Here is a 19,891-nt window from a genome sequence, read left to right on the forward strand (position 1 = left end):
CGGAGAGTAAGCGCAGCGACACTTCACCCCGCGCATCCACCGGAGCTGCCCGTGACCCACCCCTCGGCCCCGCGCCGCCGCCGTCTCCTCGCAGTTCTCACCGCCGGCGCCCTCACCGCCGCCGGCCTCTCGCCGGCCACGCCCGCGGCAGCCGCCGCCGCGCCCGGCCACGACGCAGTGGTCCACACCGTTCCCTCCGCCGCCTCGCCCGACGTCCAGGACGGCTCGGTCGACGCGATCCACGACGCCGGTACGAAGATCATCGCGGGCGGCTCCTTCACCCAGGTGCAGAACCGGAACTCCGACGTCGACATCCCCCGCGACTACCTGCTCGCCTTCGACAAGGCCACCGGACAGGTGGACACCGCGTTCGCGCCCACGCTCGACAACGAGGTGACGGCGGTCGTCGCCGGGCCCACCGCGGGCACCGTCTTCGTCGCCGGCAAGTTCAACACCGTCAACGGCGTGACCCGGCGAAAGGTCGCCCTGCTCGACGTCGCCACCGGGGCGGTCGTCACCAGCTTCGCGCCGCCGGCGTTCAACGGGCTGATCAAGGACATCGCGCTCGCCGGCGACCGGCTGCTGGTCGGCGGCATCTTCACCACGGCCGGCAACCCCAACCCACGCGGCGGGCTCGCCTCGCTCAACGCCACCACCGGCGCTGTCGACGGCTACCTCACGACCACGTTGACCGAGAACCACAACTGGGACGGCGTCAGCGGCGCCAAGGCCGGCGTCGGCGCGGAGAAGCTCGCGGTCTCCCCGGACGGCACGCAGCTCGTCGTCATCGGCAACTTCAAGAAGGCCGACGGGGTGCTGCACGACCAGATCGTCAAGCTCGACCTGGGCGCCACCGCCGCCACCGTCACCGACTGGAACACCGCCCGCTACACGCCGCGCTGCAGGTGGCAGTCGTTCGACTCGTACGTCCGCGACGTCGCGTTCTCCCCGGACAACAGCTACTTCGTGGTGGTCACGACCGGCGCCCCCTACGGCGGGACGCTCTGCGACACCGCGGCCCGCTGGGAGGCCGGCGCGACCGGCGACAACCTCCAGCCGACCTGGGTCGACTACAGCGGCGGCGACACGTTCCTGTCCGTCGGCATCAGCGAGCAGGCGGTCTACGTCGGCGGTCACCTCCGCTGGCTCAACAACACCACGGGCGCCGACAACGCCCGCGCCGGCGCGGTCGGCCGGGCCAGCATCGCCGCGCTCGACCCGGCCAACGGCCTTCCGCTGTCCTGGAACCCGGGCCGGCACCCGCGCGGCATCGGCGCCTCGGAGATGCTCGTCACCGACTCCGGGCTCTGGATCGGCGGCGACACGCTCTGGATCGGCAACTTCCAGTACCGGCGGGAGCGGATCGCGTTCTTCCCGCTCGCCGGTGGCAAGGCGCCGCACCCGACCACCACCGCGACGCTGCCCGGCAACGTGTACCAGGCCGGCCTGCCGAAGCCGACAAACGTGCTGTACCGGGTGAACGCGGGTGGCCCGGTGGTCGCCGCCGGCGACGGCGGACCGGACTGGGCAGCCGACACCAGCTCCAGCCCCAGCCCGTACCACAACACCGGCAGCTCGGCCTCCAGCTTCAACACGGTCGGCAGCCTGGACGCGACGGTGCCGGCCGGCACCCCGGCCGCCCTCTACAGCGACGAGCGGTACGACCCGGCCGGCGGCGCGGAGATGCTCTGGCAGTTCCCCGTGCCCACCGGCACCGAGGTGCACGTGCGGCTCTACCTGGCCAACCGGTACGAAGGCACCTCGGCCCCGAACACCCGCGTCTTCGACGTGGCGCTGGACGGCGCCGTCGTCCTCGACGACCTCGACCTGTCCGCCGCCGCCGGGCACAACGTGGGCACCATGCGGGAGTTCACGGTGACCAGCGACGGCACCGTCGACATCGAGTTCCGCCACGTCAAGGAGAACCCGCTCGTCGACGCCGTCGAGATCGTCAAGACCGGGCCTCCGCCGGCCGGCACCGGCGAGGAGGTGCAGGTCCGCTCGTACGACGGACTGACCGGCGTCGGCACGCCCAGCCCCGTGGCGAACCCGGACGGGACCGTGTGGTCCGCCACGCGCAACGCGTTCTGGGTCGGCGGGACGCTGTTCTACGGAACCGACGGCGCGCTGTGGCGGCGCACGTTCGACGGCACCACGTTCGGCACGCCGGAACTGGTGGACCCCTACCACGACCCGTACTGGGACAACGTGATCACCAACTCGGGACCGACCGGGCAGACGTACGTCGGCGCGACCACCGGCTTCTACGCCGAGATCCCGAACGTGACCGGCATGTTCTCCACCGGCGGGCGGCTCTACTACACGCTGAGCGGGCAGAACGGCCTGTTCTGGCGCTGGTTCACGCCGGACAGCGGCGTGGTCGGTGCCGACCGGTTCTCCGTGGCCGGGGCGAGCGGGTTCTCCGACGCGGGCGCCGTGTTCGTGGCCGGCTCGACGCTCTACAAGGTCAACCGGAGCACCGGTGACCTCTCCGCCGCCGACTGGACGAACGGCGCTCCGTCGGGGGCGTTCACGGTGCGCAGCGGCCCGGCGGTCGACGGCGTCGACTGGCGCGCCAAGGCGGTCTTCGTCGGCCCGTAAGGAAGGGCACCTTCTTAACGCCTCAGGTAGAGGAAGGGCCCCTTGTTAACACCTGGCTGTTAACAAGGGGCCCTTCCTTGCACCCGGGACGGGGGTTGTGGGCGCTGCGGGGTGGTGGAATGATCATCGGGTCAGCCCGAGAGGTGGAAGGGGGTGTGGTCGATGTCCGTCGTGAACCGTCCCGCGCCCCGCGTTCCCCGCTGACGTTTCCACTGTGCCGGGGCGCGCTCCCCACAGGAGGAAGCACCATGAGTGCACAGATCCACTGCGTGACCGTCGAGTCCGACGACCCGTACGCCCTGGCCAGCTGGTGGGCCCGGGTGCTCGACCGCCGGCTCGCCGACGACGACTACCCGGGCGACCCGGAGGCGGTCCTGGCCGCACCCGGCGGGCACGGCCCCGACCTGCTGTTCGTCGAGGTGGGTGAGCGGCACGGAAAGGGCGCGTTCCACATCGACCTGCACGCGGCCGAGGGCACCCGGGACGAGGAGGTGGCGCGGCTGCGCGAGCTGGGCGCCACGCTGGTGGCCGACCGGCGCCGGCCGGACGGGACCGGCTGGGTGGTGCTGGCCGACCCCGAGGGCAACGAGTTCTGCGTCTGCCGGAGCCCCGCCGAGCGGGCCGCGTCCGCCTGATCCGGAAACGGCACCGGGCCCCCGCCGTGACGGCGGGGGCCCGGTGCGTGACGGGTGTCAGTCCTGCTTCTCGATCTCGCCGCGCATCGTCACGAACTCCGACTGGAGCTCGGCCGCGGACTTGAAGTAGACCACCACCATGCCGAGGCTGCCCCGGTCGGCCCAGATGCAGACGGCCACCGGCACGTCCGACGCCTTGCCGTCGGAGCACTTGGCGTCGCCGCCCAGCGGGCCCGCGTCGACCGTCTTGAAGTCCTTCGTGGCCAGATCCGGGGTGACCGCCGCGGTGGCGTCGGCCAGTTCCTTCTTCGGATCCGCCATGACGCCGGACACCGCGACGATCATGACCAGGTCCTTCTTGGCCGGGTCGCCGTAGAAGGCGCCGACGGTGCTGGTCGCGTCCGGAACGTCCTTGCTGAGTTCGGACTTCATCTGCGCCGCGGCGGACTGCAGCTGCGGGTCGGTGACCTTCGCCCGGCCGCCGAGCGTCTGCGGCTCGACCACCCGGGTCTTGGTGGCGGTGACCACCTCGTCGACGGTGTCCTTCGTGGCGAAGTAGGCGGCGACACCGCCGCCGACGCAGAGCACCAGGACCACCGCGAGGACGATCAGCAGGACCTTGCCCACGCCGGACTTCTTCTTCGGCGGGACCGGCGCGCCGAGCTGGCCGCCGTACTGCGGCTGCTGCGGCGGGTAGTCGCCGCCGTACTGCTGCTGCGGAGGCTGCGGGTAGTCGCCGCCGTACTGCGGCTGCTGCGGCGGCTGGTAGCCACCGGGCTGTTGCTGAGGAGAGGGGTAGTTGCCGGAGTAGGGACTGGACGGCGGCTGGGACATGTAGGCAGCTCCTGTGAGAAAACCGGACGCGTGATCGTAGCCAGCCCCACCGACAGCCCGCTGTCCGCCCGAGGGCGGCGACGCCAAACCGCTACCTACCCGTGACCTGGGCCGCAAACGCCGATCGCGGCGGCCGGACCGTCCGGAACGGACAGCCCGACCGCCGCGATCGATGCGATGCGGTCGCCTCAGCGCAGGCTTGCCACGCCGCGCGGCAGGAACCGCTTGCCGGTCACCCGCTCCGAGGTGCCGGTCCGGTCCAGGTACGGCGTGACGCCGCCCAGGTGGAACGGCCAGCCGGCACCGAGGATCATGCACAGGTCGATGTCCTGCGCCTCGGCGACGACGCCCTCGTCGAGCATGAGCCGGATCTCCTGCGCCAGCGCGTCCAGCGCGTTCTGCCGGACCTGCTCGGCGGTGAGCGGCTCGTCGCCGACCACCAGCAGCTTCGCCACCTCGTCGTTGATCTGGTCGTCGACCACGATCGGCTGGCCCGAGTCGGCGATGCGCTTGAGGTTCTCGCTGACGCCGAACCGGTCCGGGAACGCCTCGTGCAGGGTGCCGCCGACGTGGTACGCCACGGCCGGCCCGACGAGCTGGAGCAGTGCCAGCGGACGCATCGGCAGGCCCAGCGGGTCCAGCGCGCTGTTCGCCACGTCCAGCGGGGTGCCGGCGTCGACGGCGGCGAACACGGTGCCGAGGAAGCGGGTCAGCAGCCGGTTCACCACGAACGCCGGGGCGTCCTTGACCAGCACCGACGACTTCTTGAGCTGCTTGCCGACCGCGAAGGCGGTGGCCAGCGTGGCGTCGTCGGTCCGCTCGCCGCGGACGATCTCCAGCAGCGGCAGCACCGCGACCGGGTTGAAGAAGTGGAAGCCGACCACCCGCTCCGGGTGCTCCAGCTCGGCGGCCATCTCGGTGATGGACAGCGAGCTGGTGTTGGTGGCGAGCACCGCCTCCGGCTTGACGATCTTCTCCAGTTCGGCCCAGACCTGCTTCTTGACGCCCAGGTCCTCGAACACGGCCTCGATGACGAAGTCGGCGTCGGCGAACACGGACTTGTCGACCGAGCCGGACACCAGGCCGTACAGCTTGGCCGCGGTGCCCTTGTCCATCCGGCCCTTGCTGACGGCCTTCTCGATCTGGGCGTGCACGTAGCCGACGCCCTTGTCCACCCGGGACTGATCCAGGTCGGTCAGCACGACCGGCACCTGAAGACGCCGGGCGAACAGCAGCGCGAGCTGGCTGGCCATCAGGCCGGCGCCGACGATGCCCACCTTGGTGACCGGACGGGCCAGGCCCTTGTCCGGCGCGCCGGCGGGGCGCTTCGCCCGCCGCTGCACCAGGTCGAAGGCGTACAGGCCGCTGCGCAGTTCCTCGGAGAAGACCAGGTCCGCCAGGGCCTCGTCCTCCGCCGCGGTGCCGGTGGCGAAGTCGGCGTCCTTCGCCGTCTCCAGCAGGTCCAGCGCCTTGTACGCGGACGGGACCGCGCCGTGCAGCCGCTGGTCCAGGGTCTGCCGGGCGAAGTAGAGCACGCCCGCCCACATGTCCTTGTCGACCTCGGGACGGGTCACTGTGACCTCGCCCCGGACCACGCCGGCGGCCCACTCCAGCGACCGCTCCAGGAAGTCGGCCGGCTCCAGCAGCACGTCCGCGATGCCCATCTCGGCAGCCTGCTTCGGCTTGAGCATCTTGTTCTGCATCAGCGGGTTCTGGATGATCACCTGCGTGGCGGCCGGGATGCCGATCAGGTTCGGCAGCAGCTGCGTACCGCCCCAGCCGGGGATCAGGCCGAGCGAGACCTCGGGCAGCGCCAGGGCCGCCGCGCCCGCCGACAGCGTGCGGTAGTGGCAGTGCAGCGCCAGCTCCAGGCCGCCGCCCATCGCCGCGCCGTTGACGAACGCGAAGGTGGGTACGCCGCTGTCCTTGAGCCGGGCGAAGACCCGGTGGCCGAGCCGCCCGATCTCCAGCGCCTGCTCGCGGTTCTCCAGCGCGGGCAGGCCGACGATGTCCGCGCCCACGCAGAAGATGTACGGCTTGCCGGTGACCGCGATGAACGCCGGCTCGGCCGCCAGCGCGGCGGTGATCGCCTCGTCCAGGCTGGTCAGTCCGGCCGGGCCGAAGGTGTTCGGCTTGGTGTGGTCGAAGCCGTTGTCCAGGGTGATGAGGGCTGCGGGCCGGTCCAGCCCGGGTACGGCCACCTGGCGCAGCAGCGCCTTGGTGACGACCTCGTTCGGTGCGGCGAGGCTCACTTGTCTCCACCCTCCCAGTGCGGGTTCTCCCAGATCACGGTGCCGCCCATGCCGATGCCGATGCACATGGCGGTGAGGCCGTAGCGGACCTCGGGGTGCTCGGCGAACTGGCGGGCGAGCTGGGTCATCAGCCGGACGCCGGAGGACGCGAGCGGGTGACCGATGGCGATCGCGCCGCCCCACGGGTTGACCCGCGGGTCGTCGTCGGCGATGCCGAAGTGGTCGAGGAAGGCGAGCACCTGCACCGCGAACGCCTCGTTCAGCTCGAACAGGCCGATGTCGTCGATGCTCAGGCCGGCGATGCGCAGCGCCTTCTCGGTCGACGGGATCGGGCCGACGCCCATCACCTCGGGCTCGACGCCGACGAAGCCGAACGACACCAGGCGCATGCCGATCGGCAGGCCCAGCTCGCGGGCGGTGTCCTCGGCCACCAGCAGCGCGGCGGTGGCGCCGTCGTTCAGGCCGGCCGCGTTACCGGCGGTGACCTTGCCGTGCGGCCGGAACGGGGTCTTCAGGCCGGCCAGCTTCTCCATCGAGGTGTCCCGGGGCGCCTCGTCCACGCTGGCCAGGCCCCAGCCCGCCTCCGGGTCGCGGACCGCCACCGGCACCAGGTCGCCCTGGAGCTTGCCGTTGGCGTACGCCTTCGCGGTCTTCTGCTGGGACGCCAGCGCGAACGCGTCGGTGCGCTCCTTGGTGATGTGCGGGACACGGTCGTGCAGGTTCTCCGCGGTGGAGCCCATCACCAGGGCGGACGGGTCGACCAGCTTCTCCGCGACGATGCGCGGGTTGGGGTCGACGCCCTCGCCCATCGGGTGGCGGCCCATGTGCTCGACGCCGCCGGCGATGGCCACGTCGTACGCGCCCATGGCGATGCCGCCGGCCACTGTGGTGACGGCGGTCATCGCGCCGGCGCACATCCGGTCGATGGCGAAGCCGGGCACGGTCTTGGGCAGGCCGGCCAGCAGGGCGGCGGTGCGGCCGATGGTCAGGCCCTGGTCACCGATCTGGGTGGTGGCGGCGATGGCCACCTCCTCCACCTTCTCCGGCGGCAGTTGCGGATTGCGGCGCATCAGCTCGCGGATGCAGCGGATCACCAGATCGTCGGCGCGGGTGTTGGCGTACATCCCACCCGCCTTGCCGAACGGGGTACGGACGCCGTCGACGAAGACGACATCCCGGACTTCACGGGGCACTTGGAGCCTCCCTCGGCACGGGCATTTCCCCGGATGCTACTCGCCAGTAACCAAACGCGGCACCACCCCCCGCGTGGCCCACCTCACACCTGCCGCCGACGTTACTGCTGGGGAGTGCGCAGCGCCTCGGTAAGAGCCGGCAGCAGCAGCCCGATCTGCCACTCGCGGGCGCCGAACCCGCGCAGCGTCTCCGCGACCGTCTCGTCGGTGACCTCCGCGGGCGGCTGCCACGCCAGCCGGCGGATCGAGTCCGGCGCGATCAGGTTCTCCGCCGGCAGCCGGTGTGCCCCGGCGGTGCCGACCACCACCTCCCGGGCCCGGGCCAGCCGCCCGGCCGCCACCGGGTCGCGCTCGGCCCACCGGTGCGGCGGAGGCGGCCCCTCCACGGCCGGGCTGACCGGCAGCGCGTCGTCCGGCAACTGGCGCGCGTCATCGAGCGCCGCGAGCCAGGTACGCGCCAGCCGGCGCACCGACCGCCCGCCGAACCCGGGGAGCGTGAGCAGGGCCTTCTCGTCCTTCGGGTCCAGCTCGGCGGCGGCCACGATGGCCGAGTCGGGCAGCACCCGGCCCGGCGCGGCGTCCCGGCGGGCGGCGATCTGGTCCCGCGCGTACCAGAGGGAACGCACCCGGGCCTGGGCGCGCGCGCCGCGCACCCGGTGGATGCCGGACGTGCGCCGCCACGGCTCGGCGCGGACGCGCGGCGGGCGGGCGCCGTTGCGGACGAGGGCGTCGAACTCCTCCGCCGCCCAGCCGGACTTGCCCTGCCGCTGCAACTCCTCGTCCAGCGCGTCGCGCAGGTCCACGAGCAGTTCCACGTCCAGTGCCGCGTACGTCAGCCAGGACTCAGGCAGCGGCCGGCTGGACCAGTCGGCGGCGGAGTGGTGCTTCTCCAGGCTGAATCCGAGCAGCTGTTCGGTCAGCGCGGCCAGGCCGACCCGCTCGAACCCGGCCAGCCGGGCGGCCAGTTCGGTGTCGAACAGCCGGCGCGGGCGCAGCCCCACCTCGGCCAGGCAGGCGAGGTCCTGGCTGGCCGCGTGCAGCACCCACTCGGTCTCGGCGATCGCCGCGTCCAGGGCGGACAGGTCGGGCAGCGGCAGCGGGTCGATGAGCGCCGTGCCGGCACCGCCGCGGCGCAGCTGCACCAGGTAGGCGCGCTGGCTGTAGCGGTAGCCGGAGGCACGTTCGGCATCGAGGGCCACCGGGCCGGTGCCGGCCGCGAAGCGGGCCACTACCTCGTCCAGCTCGGCGGATGTGGCCACCGGGGCGGGCGTGCCGTCGCGCGGCGCGGTCAGGGGGACGGCCGCGCCCGGGTCGGTCTCGGTCCCCGCGTCCGCCGGCTCCGGCAGGGCCGACGTCGGACGGGCGGACGCCTCTCCGGTACGGCTTTCGGCGGCCCGACGGCGCAGGGGTGGTTCGTCGGTCACCTGACAACCCTAGTAGGCCGGACGATCCGGTGTGCGCAGCCGGTCGGGCGCGTGTCGGCGCGATGGCCGTCAGGCGACCGCAAAGGTGCGGGTTGCGGGGCCGTGAAAGGGTCGGACAAGGGGGAAGACAAAGCCCGTTCCCGCCGGTACGGTCCATCGAGCCGCGAACGGCGTACGGGTGCCGCAGCGGGTCGGGGGGCGTCGGCGAAGCCGACGGGGAGGACGGTCGAGCATGACAGGCGGGTACGGAACCGGCGACGACGTGCCGGGGCACGGCGGCGGCGACACGGCAGCCGACCGGCCGGGGCCGCTGCCGCCGCGCTTCGCCCCGCCCGGCGGTGCGGCCCCGGCACCGGGATCGTTCCCCGCTGGATCCGAGTGGGGCGGTACGCCCGGCCACCCGGCGCGAGCCGCCGTCCAACCGCCCGCCGGCTACCCGGGCCGACCGGACCCGGTCGGCGGGCCGCCGCCGACGCCCTACGCGGCCTCGTCCGGCGTCGCGACCCCGCCCGCCCCAGCCCAGCCGTCGTCCTACGGCGCCGCGCCCGGTCAGCCGTCCTACGGCGGTGCGTCCGGCCAGCCGTCCTACGGCGCCGCGCCCGGTCAGCCGTCCTACGGCGCCGCGCCGGCCGAGCCGGGCCGGTCGTCATACGGCTTCGCGCCGGCCCAGCCGCCGTCCTCCGGCGCCGTGCCGGCGCAGACCTCCCGGCCCGCCGCCGCGGCGTACCCGGGACAGCCGGCCGCTTCGCCGTCCTATCCGGGCGGGCCGGTCTCCGCGTCGCCGTCCCATCCGGGCGGGCCGGGATCGCCGTCGTATCCGGGCTCGTCCGGCAGCGGTCCGGCGTATCCGGGCCAGCCCGTGTCCGCGCCCGCGTATCCGGGGCAGCCCGTGTCCGGGCCTGCGTACCCGGGTCAGCCCGTGTCCGGGCCGTCCCAGCCGGGCCCCGCGTACCCCGGTCAGCCCGCGCCCATCGGCGGCTTCGGCGCACCGGCGGCCGGCCCGGCGTCCCGGCGCAGCCGGGTGGCGGCGGTGGCGCTGGCCCTGGCCGCGGTGCTGACGGTGGTCACCGGCGTGCAGGCGTACCAGATCTACCGGCTCGACGACCGGCTCGCCGCCGCCGACAAGCGGATGGCCGAGGGGCAGGGCGCGGACGCCAGCCGGCTCGACGGCCTGGAGGAGCGCGCCGGCAGCCTGGAGAAGCAGGCCGATGCCGCCTTCAACCCGGAGGCGGTGGCCAGCGCCGTGCTGCCGAGCGTGTTCCGGGTGCGGGCCGGGCAGTTCACCGGTACGGCGTTCGCCGTCGGCAAGGCCCCGTCGGGCGGCGGCACCACGCTGCTGACGAACTTCCACGTGGTCGAGGCGGTCTTCACCGCGGGTGAGCGCAAGGTGTTCCTGGAGCGCAAGGACCAGCGGTTCGAGGCGACGATCATCGCCACCGACAAGGACAAGGACCTGGCGCAGCTGCGGACCACTGCGAAGTTCACCGGGCTGGTCGCCGCCCGCAACCCGGTGCGGTCCGGCCAGCAGATCATCGTGGTCGGCGCGCCGCTCGGGTTGCAGGACAGCGTCACCACGGGCGTGGTCAGCGCGTTCCGCGAGGACGAGCGCGGCGGCGGTCCGGTGATCCAGTTCGACGCGCCGATCAACCCGGGCAACTCAGGCGGCCCGGTGATCAACGGTTCGAAGGAGGTCGTCGGCATCGCCACGGCCAAGGCCCGCAACGCCGAGGGCATCGGGCTCGCGGTGCCGATCAAGACCGCCTGCGACCGGTTCCGGCTCTGCTGACCGCTGGCCACACCGGCCCGGCCGCACCCATCGACCCCGGCCCGTCGGGCCACCCCGCGGGGGACCAGCACATCTGGAGGAACGACATGTCCTACCCACCGGCCGGGGGCGACAACCCGCCCCCGGCGCCGGGGGGCACGGTCTACGGCAACCCGTACGGCAGCCCGCCCGCGCCCCAGCAGTACGACCCGAACCAGCCCGCGCCGACCCTGCACCAGCCCACCGTCTCGGACGGCGCCCCCGGGTACGGCGGATACCAGCCCGCCGCGCCGGGACAGCCGGGATACGCGCCGGGCGCCGCCCCGGTGCCCCCGCCGGGGCAGCCGATGTCGGCGCCGCCGGTCTCCGTCCCGCCGGTCTCCGGACCCGGCTACGTGCAGCCGATGTCGGTCCCGCCCGCGTCGGCCCCGCCGGTGTCCGGTCCCGGCTTCGGGCCGCCGCCGATGTCCGGGCCGCCCGGCCCGTACGGTCCGGCGGGTGCCGCGCCGGCGACCGGCGGCGGCAAGCGGTGGGCCGCGCTGGTGCTCGGCCTCGTCGCCGCGTTGCTGTTGGTCTTCGGCGGCGTGATGACGTTCCTGTACGTCTCCACGAACGGCGAGCTGAACGAGTCCCGGCAGACGGTCAGCCAGCGGGACGGCACGATCTCGGCGAACCAGCAGGAGATGGAGAAGCTCAAGGGTGAGCTGAAGACGGTCCAGGAGCGGCTGTCGGACACCCAGCAGGACCTGACCGGCACCAAGAACGACCGGGACGAGCAGGCCCGGCAGAAGAAGGTCATCGCGAGCTGCCTGGACAAGCTGACCACCGCCATCGCGGCGGCGTCGCGCGGCGACCGGGCCGCCTTCGAGGCGGCCAACAAGGGCCTGGACAAGGTCTGCGACGAGGCCGAGAACTACCTCTGACCGGCGTCCGTCCGAAGGCCGCCCCGGCCCGCCCGGGGCGGCCTTCGCGCATTGGACGGCAGGGGTACGCCCACCGCGAGCCGGTGGCGGTGAACCGGCGGGTGTCCGGTCCCGGCCGGCGCAGCGGCGTCAGGCGGCGCCGGCGGAGCGGCGGGTGGGCAGCGCGGTGACGCCGGGCGGCGGCAGGCCGGCCGTGGAGGCCAGCAGCGTGCACCAGCCCAGCAGGTGCGGACCCAGGTCGGCGCGCAGCGGCGTCCAGGAGGCGCGGATCTCGATGTCACCGGCGGCGGGCGGCCCGGCCAGCTCGCCGAAGCGGGTGGAGAGCGTCTGGGTGACGGTGCCGCCGATCGCCCGGTGCCCGGCGCCCTGCACGTCGAGCGCGTCGGTCAGCCAGGTCCAGCCGACGCCGGGTAGCAGCGGGTCGCTGGCGAGGTCGACCTCCAGCTCGGCGGTGACGTACGTGACCAGCCGCAGCGTGCCCTGCCACGCCTCGTGCCCGGCCGGGTCGTGCAGCAGGATCAGCCGGCCGGTGGCCACCTCGTCGTCGTCGCGCATCACGGCGGCGGAGAGCGCGAACGCGTACGGGGCCAGCCGCTGCGGCGCGCCGACCTCCTCCAGGACGATCTCCGGGCGGGGTGTGACCGACCGCAGCCCCGCGACCGCGCGAGCGAACGTTTCCGGGAGCGCGATCGGGGGGGCCATGCGGGCAGCCTATGCCGCGCTCACCGCGCGGCGCGTGACGGCGCGCCGGGTGATCGACGGTTAAGAAGGGGCCCTTCCGCTACCGGAGGCGTTAAGCGGGGGCCCTTCCTTCTCCGTCACAAATGCGGACGGTGAGCGTGGGCGCCGACGGGGCGCGTGGCACGATTGCCGCGATGACCACCGACACCACGGGCACTGCCGCCCGAGACGGAGAACCCCGCCGCGGCGGGCCGGCCGACTCGCCCTTCGTCCGCGCCTGCCGGCGCGAGCCGGGCCCGCACACCCCGGTCTGGTTCATGCGCCAGGCCGGCCGGTCGCTGCCGGAGTACCGGGAGATCCGGGCCAGCGTGCCGATGCTGGAGTCCTGCCGCCGGCCCGAGCTGGTCACCGAGATCACACTCCAGCCGGTGCGCCGGCACGGCGTGGACGCGGCGATCCTGTTCAGCGACATCGTGGTGCCGGTCGCCGCGGCCGGCGTCGACCTGGACATCGTGCCCGGCACCGGGCCGGTGGTGGCCGAGCCGGTCCGTACCGCCGCCGACGTCGAGCGGATCTCCCCGATCGGCCGCGACGACGTGTCGTACGTGGACGAGGCGGTGCGCCGGCTCGTCGTCGAGCTGGGCGACACCCCGCTGATCGGCTTCGCCGGCGCCCCGTTCACGCTCGCCAGCTACCTGGTCGAGGGCGGCCCGTCGCGTACGCACGCCAAGACCAAGGCGCTGATGTACGGCGACCCGGACCTGTGGCACGCGCTGTGCGCCCGGCTGGCCGAGGTGACGCTGGCGTTCCTCCAGGTGCAGATCGACGCCGGGGTCTCAGCGGTCCAGCTGTTCGACTCGTGGGCCGGCGCGCTCTCCGAGGCGGACTACCGCCGTTTCGTGCTGCCGCACTCGACGTACGTGCTGGGCGGGCTCGCCGGCGCCGGTGTGCCGCGGATCCACTTCGGGGTGGGCACCGGCGAGCTGCTCGGCGCGATGGGCGAGGCCGGTGCCGACGTGGTGGGCGTGGACTGGCGGACGCCGCTGGACGTCGCCACCGGCCGGATCGGGCCGGACAAGGCGGTGCAGGGCAACCTCGACCCGACCGTGCTGCTCGCACCCTGGCCGGTGGTGGAGACCGAGGTGCGGCGCATCGTCGAGCAGGGCCGGGCCGCGCCCGGCCACGTGTTCAACCTCGGTCACGGCGTCCTGCCGGAGACCGACCCCGAGGTGCTGACCCGGGTGGTCGCGCTGGTGCACGAGCTGACCGCGCGACCGGAGCGCTAGGAGGCGACTGTGGTGCGACCGTGGCGGGTGGCGATCGTCGGTGGCGGGATCACCGGGCTGGCCGCCGCCGTCCGGTTGCGCGACCGGGCCCCCGACGGCACCGAGATCACCGTGTACGAGCAGTCCGGCCGCCTCGGCGGCAAGCTGCACACCGGTGAGCTGGCCGGCGGGCCGGTCGAGTTCGGCGCGGAGTCGTTCCTGATGCGCGACCCGGCCGGTGGCGAGTCGGCGGCGGTGACGCTGGCCCGCCGCCTCGGCCTGGACGCCTCGATCGTGCACCCCACAGTCGGGCAGGCCGCCCTGCTGGTCGACGGCACGTTGCGCCCGGTGCCGGGCGGCACGCTCGTCGGCGTACCCGGGGATCTGGACAAGGTGGCGGCGGTCGCGCCGCCGGCCGCGGACGCCGACCGCGACGCGGGCCACCCGCTGCTGGCCGACGGCGAGGACACCTCGGTCGGTGAGCTGGTCCGCAAGCGTCTCGGTGACGCGGTGGTGGAGCGGCTGGTCGACCCGATGCTCGGCGGCGTGTACGCCGGGCGGGCCGACGACCTGTCGCTGGTCACCACGATGCCGGCGCTGGCCCGCGCGGCACGCGCCGAGCACACGCTGGTCGGTGCGGTACGCGCCGCGCAGGCCGCCGCTCCGCGCGCGCCGGGCGCACCGGTCTTCGGCACCCTCGACGGCGGGCTGAGCACCCTCGTCGATGCGGCGGCGACGGCGAGCGGGGCGACGATCCGCCGGGGCACGGCGGTCCGCGAGCTGCGCCGCACCCCGGCCGGCTGGCGGCTCACCGTCGGGCCTACCCGCGACGCCGAGCACGTCGAGGCCGACGCGGTGCTGCTCGCGGTGCCGGCCCGCCCGGCCGCCCGGCTGCTCGCCGCCGTCGCGCCCGAGGCGGCCGGCACGGTGGGCGCGCTCGACTACGCGAGTGTCGCCCTGATCACGCTGGCGCTGCCCGGCCCGGCCCTGCCGGAGCTGTCCGGTTTCCTGGTGCCGGCCGGTGAGGGGCTGCTGATCAAGGCGTCCACGTTCTTCACCACCAAGTGGGGGCACCTGCGGCGGCCGGACGGGCTGGCGCTGGTGCGCGCCTCGGTGGGCCGGTACGGCGACGAGACGTCGCTCCAGCTCACCGACGACGACCTGGCGGACACGGTGCACCGGGAGTTGTCGGCGGTGCTCGGCGCGCCGCTGCCGGTCCCGGTGGCCCGGCACGTGCAGCGGTGGGGCGGCGCGTTGCCGCAGTACACGCCCGGGCACACCGCCCGGGTGGCGGCGGTCCGGGCGGCGCTGCGCGCCGCCTGCCCGACGCTGGCAGTGGCCGGGGCCGGGTACGACGGCGTCGGCATCCCGGTGTGCGTCCGCTCCGGCGAGACGGCGGCCGAGGAGATCATCACGGCACTGGAAGGATCGGCAGCATGACCGAGCAGACCAACGCGGCGCGGCTGCGGGAGCTCAACGAGACCATCCGCTACACCATGTGGTCGGTGTACCGGGCCACCGGCCCGCTGCCGTCGCTGCGGGAGAACGTCGTCGACGAGGTCGAGTCGCTCTTCACCGAGCTGGCCGGCAAGGACGTCACGGTCCGGGGCACGTACGACGTGGCCGGGCTGCGCGCCGACGCCGACGTGATGATCTGGTGGCACTCGTCGTCGAGCGACGCGCTGCAGGACGCGTACCTGCGGTTCCGCCGCACCACGCTGGGCCGGGCGCTGACCCCGGTCTGGTCGCAGATGGCGCTGCACCGCCCGGCCGAGTTCAACAAGAGCCACATCCCGGCGTTCCTGGCCGACGAGCAGCCGCGCGCCTACCTGTGCGTCTACCCGTTCGTTCGCTCGTACGAGTGGTACCTGCTGCCCGACGCCGAGCGGCGTGAGCTGCTGGCCGAGCACGGCAGGATGGCCCGGGGCTACCCGGACGTGCGGGCCAACACGGTGGCCTCGTTCGCGCTCGGCGACTACGAGTGGATGCTGGCGTTCGAGGCCGACGAGCTGCACCGGATCGTGGACCTGATGCGCGACCTGCGGGCCTCCGGCGCGCGCCGGCACGTGCGGGAGGAGATCCCGTTCTACACCGGCCGCCGCCGCCCGGTCGCCGACATCGTCAACTGCCTGGCGTGAAAGGAAGGGCCCCTTCTTAACGCCTGGGGTAGAGGAAGGGGCCCTGCTTAACACCCGCGGCGTCGAGCAGGGCCCCAGCCTGGGCGGCAACTGTCAGGCGGTCGCCGTGCAGGACACGATGCTGGGCACCGGGTTCGTCGCACCGGCCGAGCCGGTGAAGCCGAACGAGGTGCTCGCACCCGGCGCGAGCGAGCCGTTGTAGGCCACGTTGCGTGCCGTGACGAGCGTTCCGCTCGTGGTGACAGTGGCATTCCACGCCGAGTTGACCTGCTGGCCGTTCTGATAGGTCCAGCTCACCGACCAGCCGCGGATCGGCGAACCGCCGCCGTTCGTCACCTTCACGTCGGCCTGGAAGCCGCCGCCCCACGAACCGGTGATCGCGTACGTCGCGGTGCAGCCGCCGGCCGGGTTCGGCGTGCTCGGCGGGGTGCTCGTCGGCGGCGTACTGGTCGGCGGGGTGGTCGGGGACGTCGTCGGCGACGGGCCGGCCCCGCCGAAGTCCACGTCGCTGCACAGGTAGTACGACTGGTCCAGGTGGCTGGCCTGCCAGATGGTGTAGACGACGTGCCGGCCGGTGCGCCCCGGCGCGTTCGCCGGGATCTCGATGGACACGCCGTCCACCTCACGCGTCCACTGGCCGGCCGGGGTGTTGCCGATCTGGCCGACCAGTTCCAGGTCGCTCCAGCGCAGCGGCGAGGTGAGCGCGTTGTAGCCCTGCCTGCTCACGTACACCCGGATGTAGTCGGCGCCGTGGCTGGCCTGGTCGAACAGCTTGACCCGGAAGCTGTTGGAGACCGGCGTGGTCTTCCAGGCACCGACCGTGTCGAGGGCGTTGTAGCGGCCGCTCTGGGTGCGTCCGCCGCTGCACAGCTGCCCGTCGGGGATGGCGCCCTGGTGGTTGCCGGCCACGCCCTCACGGAACAGGCCGTTCCAGTTCCACATGGCGTTCGGGTCGGCCTGCCACGCCTGCCAGCACATCGGGTCCTGGGTGGCCATCGCCGGGTTCTGGAAGTCGCCGCCCCAGCGCTGCCAGCAGCCGTAGTTGCGCGTCGCCGGGTCGACCACGGCCCCGTGCGCCGAGGCCGGGCCGGAGAACGCGGTGGTGAGCAGCGCCGCGACGACCGCGCAGACGCCGAGGATCGCCGCCGCGAGCGGTAAGGGGCGGCGGTACGGAGTGGACATGGGAAGCCTCCGGGATGGGTGTCGGTGCACGACGCCCGGACCGTCGGGAGTTGCCCTCTCCCGCGTGGCGGCTCCGCCCGCACGCTGTCATAAAAAGCGACAAACGTCAATGAGTTGGGTCGCGGCGCATCGGGGTGTGCGGGATGCCGTCCTCGACGTAGCCGGGTCCGCTCTCCGTGAAGCCGAAGCCCGAATAGAAGCCGACCAGGTGCGTCTGCGCGTCGAGCACGCACGGCCGGTCACCCACCACCGCGAGCGCCTCGGTCATCAGCGCGCCGGCCAGGCCCGCGCCGCGGGCGGCCGGCGCCACCACCACCCGCCCGATCCGTGCCACGCCGCCGGGGTCGGCCAGGATCCGCAGGTACGCGACCACGGCGCCGTCGCTGCTCAGCCACAGGTGGCGGGTGCCGGGTTCGACGTCCCGGCCGTCCAGTTCCGGGTACGGGCAGGACTGCTCGACGACGAACACGTCGATGCGCAGCCGGAGCAGGTCGTGGAAGGTGCGGGCGTCCAGGTCGGCGAAGCCGGCCAGGTGGGACTCGACGGGCATCGGCCCAGGTTAGGCGGCGCGTCTCCGGCCGGCTGTGCTCCCCCCGGCACGGCCCGTCGGCTCGGCGCGCCGCCGGCGCCCGGTCACCTCAGCCGCGGCACAGCGGCACGTCCGGTTCGACGACCGTCCGGTTGACGATGTCCTTCTTGAGGAAGTCCACCTCGTTCGGGATCGGAACCTTCAGCACCGTCTCGATCGCCTTGGCCAGTGGCTCCGACACGCTGAGGCCCTCACCGGCCCGTACCGTCAGGACCAGTGTCGAGCCCCGGCACTTGACGGCGGGTCCGGCGAGCGGCAGCCCCACCCGGCCGGCCGCCGAGCCGTTTGTGAGTCCGATCGAGGCCACGACACCGACGAAGGCCCCGGCGCCCGCGACCGGCAGGCCGATCATGAACCCGAACCGGAACTCCGCGGCCACGACTATTCCCTCGACGCCGATCGACACACCGCGGATGGACTGCACGATGCTCTTCTCGACCGAGAAGGTGGGCGTCAGGAACGACGAGTTGACGTAGCCGATCGGCCCGTGGAGCCCCCACTGGCCGGTGGCCGACAGGTTGCCGTTCTTCGCCGAGAACGCCGTCGACACGAGGAACTTGAACGTCTGCTTCAGCACCGCGGGGAAGCCGCCGATGACGATCGGTTGCTTGATCTCGATGGGAAACTCGACCTTCGCCTTCTTGTTGTCGCTCAGCCCTCCCGCCGCGCCCGCGGCGACGGTGACGGCGAGACCCTCGACCCCGTCGACGCGGAACGACGGGTGCGGGACGACGCCGTTGGTGACCCGGATGTCACCCTGGACGCGAAGGTTCCGGACCAGCAGCTGGATGTCGAAGTCGACCTTGAGGCCGGCGGCGGCCGTCGAGTGCTGGGCGGTCAGTCCCAGCTTCGTGCTGTCCTTGTACGCCGTCACGCCCCAGTCGCCGATGTTCCGCTGGACGCGGCCGGCCTCCCCGGGCCCCGGCCCGCGCGCCGGGCCGAGGACGACAGGCGGGGCGACGAGCCGGATCCCGGACGCCCCGATGGCGTTCACGCCCAGGCCCGCCGCCTCCGCGGGATCAGGCAGGACCGGCGTCGCGGGGCCCTCGTCGACGACCTCCCCGAGCAGATCGGGCAACTCCCCGAACGTCTGTGACTCGACGTCCAGTGCCTGGTCGATCGTGAAGTGGCCGTCCCGCACCACGTCGGTCAGCTCCACGGGTGCCAGGGTCACCGCCCGGTCGCCGCCCACCGGCTCGATCCGCACCACCCGGCCGAGCGCCTCGCTCGTCGCGAACATGATCTTTCCGGGTACGAGGTCGGAAACACCCTCGGCGTCGCCGTCGATCACATAGGTGAACCCGTCCCCACTCACCGAACGGATGGCACCGCTGCCCCCGGACACGAGCACGACATCCGGCTGATAGACCACTGACGCGTCCCGCTCCGGGCCGTACCCGTACCGGCTTCCGGCCGCCTCGGAGCCGCCGGACCGGACCAGGCCGCATCCGGCGGTCAGCACCACGAGACACGTCAGTGCCGCGACGCCGCCGAACCTCCCTCGCGTCCCACCAGGTGTGCGGTTGCCGCCGCCACGCTCCGTCACGTTGCCACGTCTGGTCATGCGCCGAAGCTAGGCCGTCCGGCGCGCCGCCGAATCCGGTGTCTCCCTATCTCTCGACGTGTGCCGGCACCGCGACCGGGTGCCGTGCCGAGCGGGGTGCCGGGCCGGCGCGGTCCGGTGCGCCGGTTCAGCCCTTCGACGTGCGGAGCCCGGCGGCGGTGGCGCTGACGGCGCGCGTGAACCAGGTGCCGGCGTCCGCCGCCGAGCGGGTCCAGATCGCCACGCACTGGGTCACCCGCCCCCGGTGCAGGCAGCCGTAGCGGTGCGGGAAGCGGGTGCCGTCGGGAACCGTCATGGTCGCCGACACCACCCGGCCCGGCACGCCCAGCCCGGCGGGCAGGTCCCCGGCGGTGTGCCCGGTGGTCACCTGGCCGTCCTCCTCGTCGCGTTCGCACGCCTCCAGCACGCCGAAGATCTGCCGCACCGCGTCCGCGGCGGCCGTCTCGTCCGGGTAGACCACGGTCTCCTGGGCGATCTCGACGAACTCGCCTGCCGGGGTGCCCTCCGGCGTGACGAAGACCCGGGTGGACACGGCCAGCCGCCGGTCGAGCAGGGGCAGTGGACGACCGCAGGCCACACCGTCGGAGTCGAGCCGCTCGCTCGCGTGCTCGGGCGTCTCGGCCAGCCCGGCCAGGCTGCCGGTCGCGGCGTACCGGTCGCGCAGCGCCGCGGCGGCGGCGCCGCCGTCGGTGGGTGAGGGCGCGACGAGGGTCGGCGCGGGGGCGGTGGCGGCGCCGGGCCCGGTGGCGGAGCCACAGCCGGCGAGGACGGCGGCCAGGGTCGCCGCGATGATCAAGCGTCGGGACACCGGAGGGATGCTAGACGGAGATCGACGCCGGTGGTGC

General features: G+C 73.5%; 16 protein-coding genes. 7 read left to right on the plus strand and 9 right to left on the minus strand.

Annotated features, from left to right (window positions below):
* Window positions 1-51: 51 nt before the first annotated feature.
* Together KSK32_RS20660 and KSK32_RS20665 are read left to right on the plus strand one after the other, a co-directional pair.
* On the plus strand, window positions 52-2,601 hold the full coding sequence (locus tag KSK32_RS20660) for a malectin domain-containing carbohydrate-binding protein (RefSeq protein WP_216932677.1): 2,550 nt from the start codon (window positions 52-54) through the stop codon (window positions 2,599-2,601).
* Window positions 2,602-2,849: 248 nt separating this feature from the next.
* Window positions 2,850-3,236, plus strand: a complete 387-nt coding sequence (locus KSK32_RS20665; protein ID WP_216932678.1) for a VOC family protein — start codon at window positions 2,850-2,852, stop codon at window positions 3,234-3,236.
* Window positions 3,237-3,293: 57 nt separating this feature from the next.
* On the opposite strand, the gene KSK32_RS20670 is transcribed toward KSK32_RS20665, so the two are convergent.
* The 4 genes from KSK32_RS20670 to KSK32_RS20685 form a co-directional block, all read right to left on the minus strand.
* The gene (locus KSK32_RS20670) at window positions 3,294-4,070 is read right to left on the minus strand and encodes a hypothetical protein (protein ID WP_216932679.1); all 777 of its coding nucleotides are present in this window, start codon (window positions 4,068-4,070) and stop codon (window positions 3,294-3,296) included.
* A 188-nt stretch (window positions 4,071-4,258) separates the two neighbouring features.
* Entirely contained in the window at window positions 4,259-6,322 is a 2,064-nt protein-coding gene (locus KSK32_RS20675; protein ID WP_216932680.1) for a 3-hydroxyacyl-CoA dehydrogenase NAD-binding domain-containing protein, read from the minus strand.
* Window positions 6,319-7,515, minus strand: a complete 1,197-nt coding sequence (locus KSK32_RS20680; protein WP_216932681.1) for a thiolase family protein — start codon at window positions 7,513-7,515, stop codon at window positions 6,319-6,321. The genes KSK32_RS20675 and KSK32_RS20680 overlap by 4 nt, the downstream gene beginning before the upstream one ends.
* A 101-nt stretch (window positions 7,516-7,616) precedes the next feature.
* Window positions 7,617-8,939, minus strand: coding sequence for a ribonuclease D (locus KSK32_RS20685; RefSeq protein ID WP_216932682.1), 1,323 nt, complete (start codon window positions 8,937-8,939; stop codon window positions 7,617-7,619).
* Between the two features lie 232 nt (window positions 8,940-9,171).
* Between KSK32_RS20685 and KSK32_RS20690 the strand changes: the two genes are divergently transcribed.
* Both KSK32_RS20690 and KSK32_RS20695 read left to right on the plus strand, forming a co-directional pair.
* Entirely contained in the window at window positions 9,172-10,725 is a 1,554-nt protein-coding gene (locus KSK32_RS20690) for a S1C family serine protease (RefSeq protein WP_216932683.1), read from the plus strand.
* Window positions 10,726-10,811: 86 nt separating this feature from the next.
* Entirely contained in the window at window positions 10,812-11,627 is an 816-nt protein-coding gene (locus tag KSK32_RS20695) for a hypothetical protein (protein ID WP_216932684.1), read from the plus strand.
* 129 nt (window positions 11,628-11,756) lie between these two features.
* Here KSK32_RS20695 and KSK32_RS20700 read toward each other — a convergent pair whose 3' ends face one another.
* A complete protein-coding gene (locus tag KSK32_RS20700) occupies window positions 11,757-12,329 on the minus strand; it encodes a DUF3000 domain-containing protein (protein WP_120571001.1) in 573 nt (190 codons plus the stop codon).
* Window positions 12,330-12,502: 173 nt separating this feature from the next.
* Here KSK32_RS20700 and hemE point away from each other — a divergent pair, with 173 nt between their 5' ends.
* From hemE to hemQ, 3 genes are read left to right on the plus strand one after another with little or no spacing between them, the layout of a single operon-like run.
* Window positions 12,503-13,594 (plus strand): uroporphyrinogen decarboxylase, encoded by a 1,092-nt coding sequence (gene hemE / locus KSK32_RS20705; protein WP_216932685.1) that lies wholly within the window; start codon window positions 12,503-12,505, stop codon window positions 13,592-13,594.
* 9 nt (window positions 13,595-13,603) lie between these two features.
* The gene (hemG, locus tag KSK32_RS20710; RefSeq protein ID WP_216932686.1) at window positions 13,604-15,013 is read left to right on the plus strand and encodes a protoporphyrinogen oxidase; all 1,410 of its coding nucleotides are present in this window, start codon (window positions 13,604-13,606) and stop codon (window positions 15,011-15,013) included.
* Window positions 15,010-15,711 carry a hydrogen peroxide-dependent heme synthase gene (gene hemQ / locus KSK32_RS20715; RefSeq protein WP_216932687.1) on the plus strand — a complete coding sequence of 234 codons (702 nt, stop codon included), beginning with the start codon at window positions 15,010-15,012 and terminating at the stop codon, window positions 15,709-15,711. Before hemG ends, hemQ begins: the two co-directional genes overlap by 4 nt.
* A gap of 93 nt (window positions 15,712-15,804) precedes the next feature.
* Here the strand turns inward: hemQ and KSK32_RS20720 are convergent, their stop codons facing one another.
* The 4 genes from KSK32_RS20720 to KSK32_RS20735 form a co-directional block, all read right to left on the minus strand.
* A complete protein-coding gene (locus KSK32_RS20720) occupies window positions 15,805-16,893 on the minus strand; it encodes a lytic polysaccharide monooxygenase (protein WP_216932688.1) in 1,089 nt (362 codons plus the stop codon).
* Window positions 16,894-16,999: 106 nt separating this feature from the next.
* Window positions 17,000-17,443, minus strand: coding sequence for a GNAT family N-acetyltransferase (locus tag KSK32_RS20725; protein ID WP_216932689.1), 444 nt, complete (start codon window positions 17,441-17,443; stop codon window positions 17,000-17,002).
* 88 nt (window positions 17,444-17,531) lie between these two features.
* The gene (locus KSK32_RS20730; protein ID WP_254187133.1) at window positions 17,532-19,046 is read right to left on the minus strand and encodes a hypothetical protein; all 1,515 of its coding nucleotides are present in this window, start codon (window positions 19,044-19,046) and stop codon (window positions 17,532-17,534) included.
* 127 nt (window positions 19,047-19,173) lie between these two features.
* The gene (locus KSK32_RS20735; protein ID WP_216932690.1) at window positions 19,174-19,854 is read right to left on the minus strand and encodes a hypothetical protein; all 681 of its coding nucleotides are present in this window, start codon (window positions 19,852-19,854) and stop codon (window positions 19,174-19,176) included.
* Window positions 19,855-19,891: the final 37 nt, after the last annotated feature.

The organism is Micromonospora sp. WMMB482 (assembly GCF_019038635.1).
GTDB classification, from domain to species: Bacteria; Actinomycetota; Actinomycetes; order Mycobacteriales; family Micromonosporaceae; genus Micromonospora; species Micromonospora marina.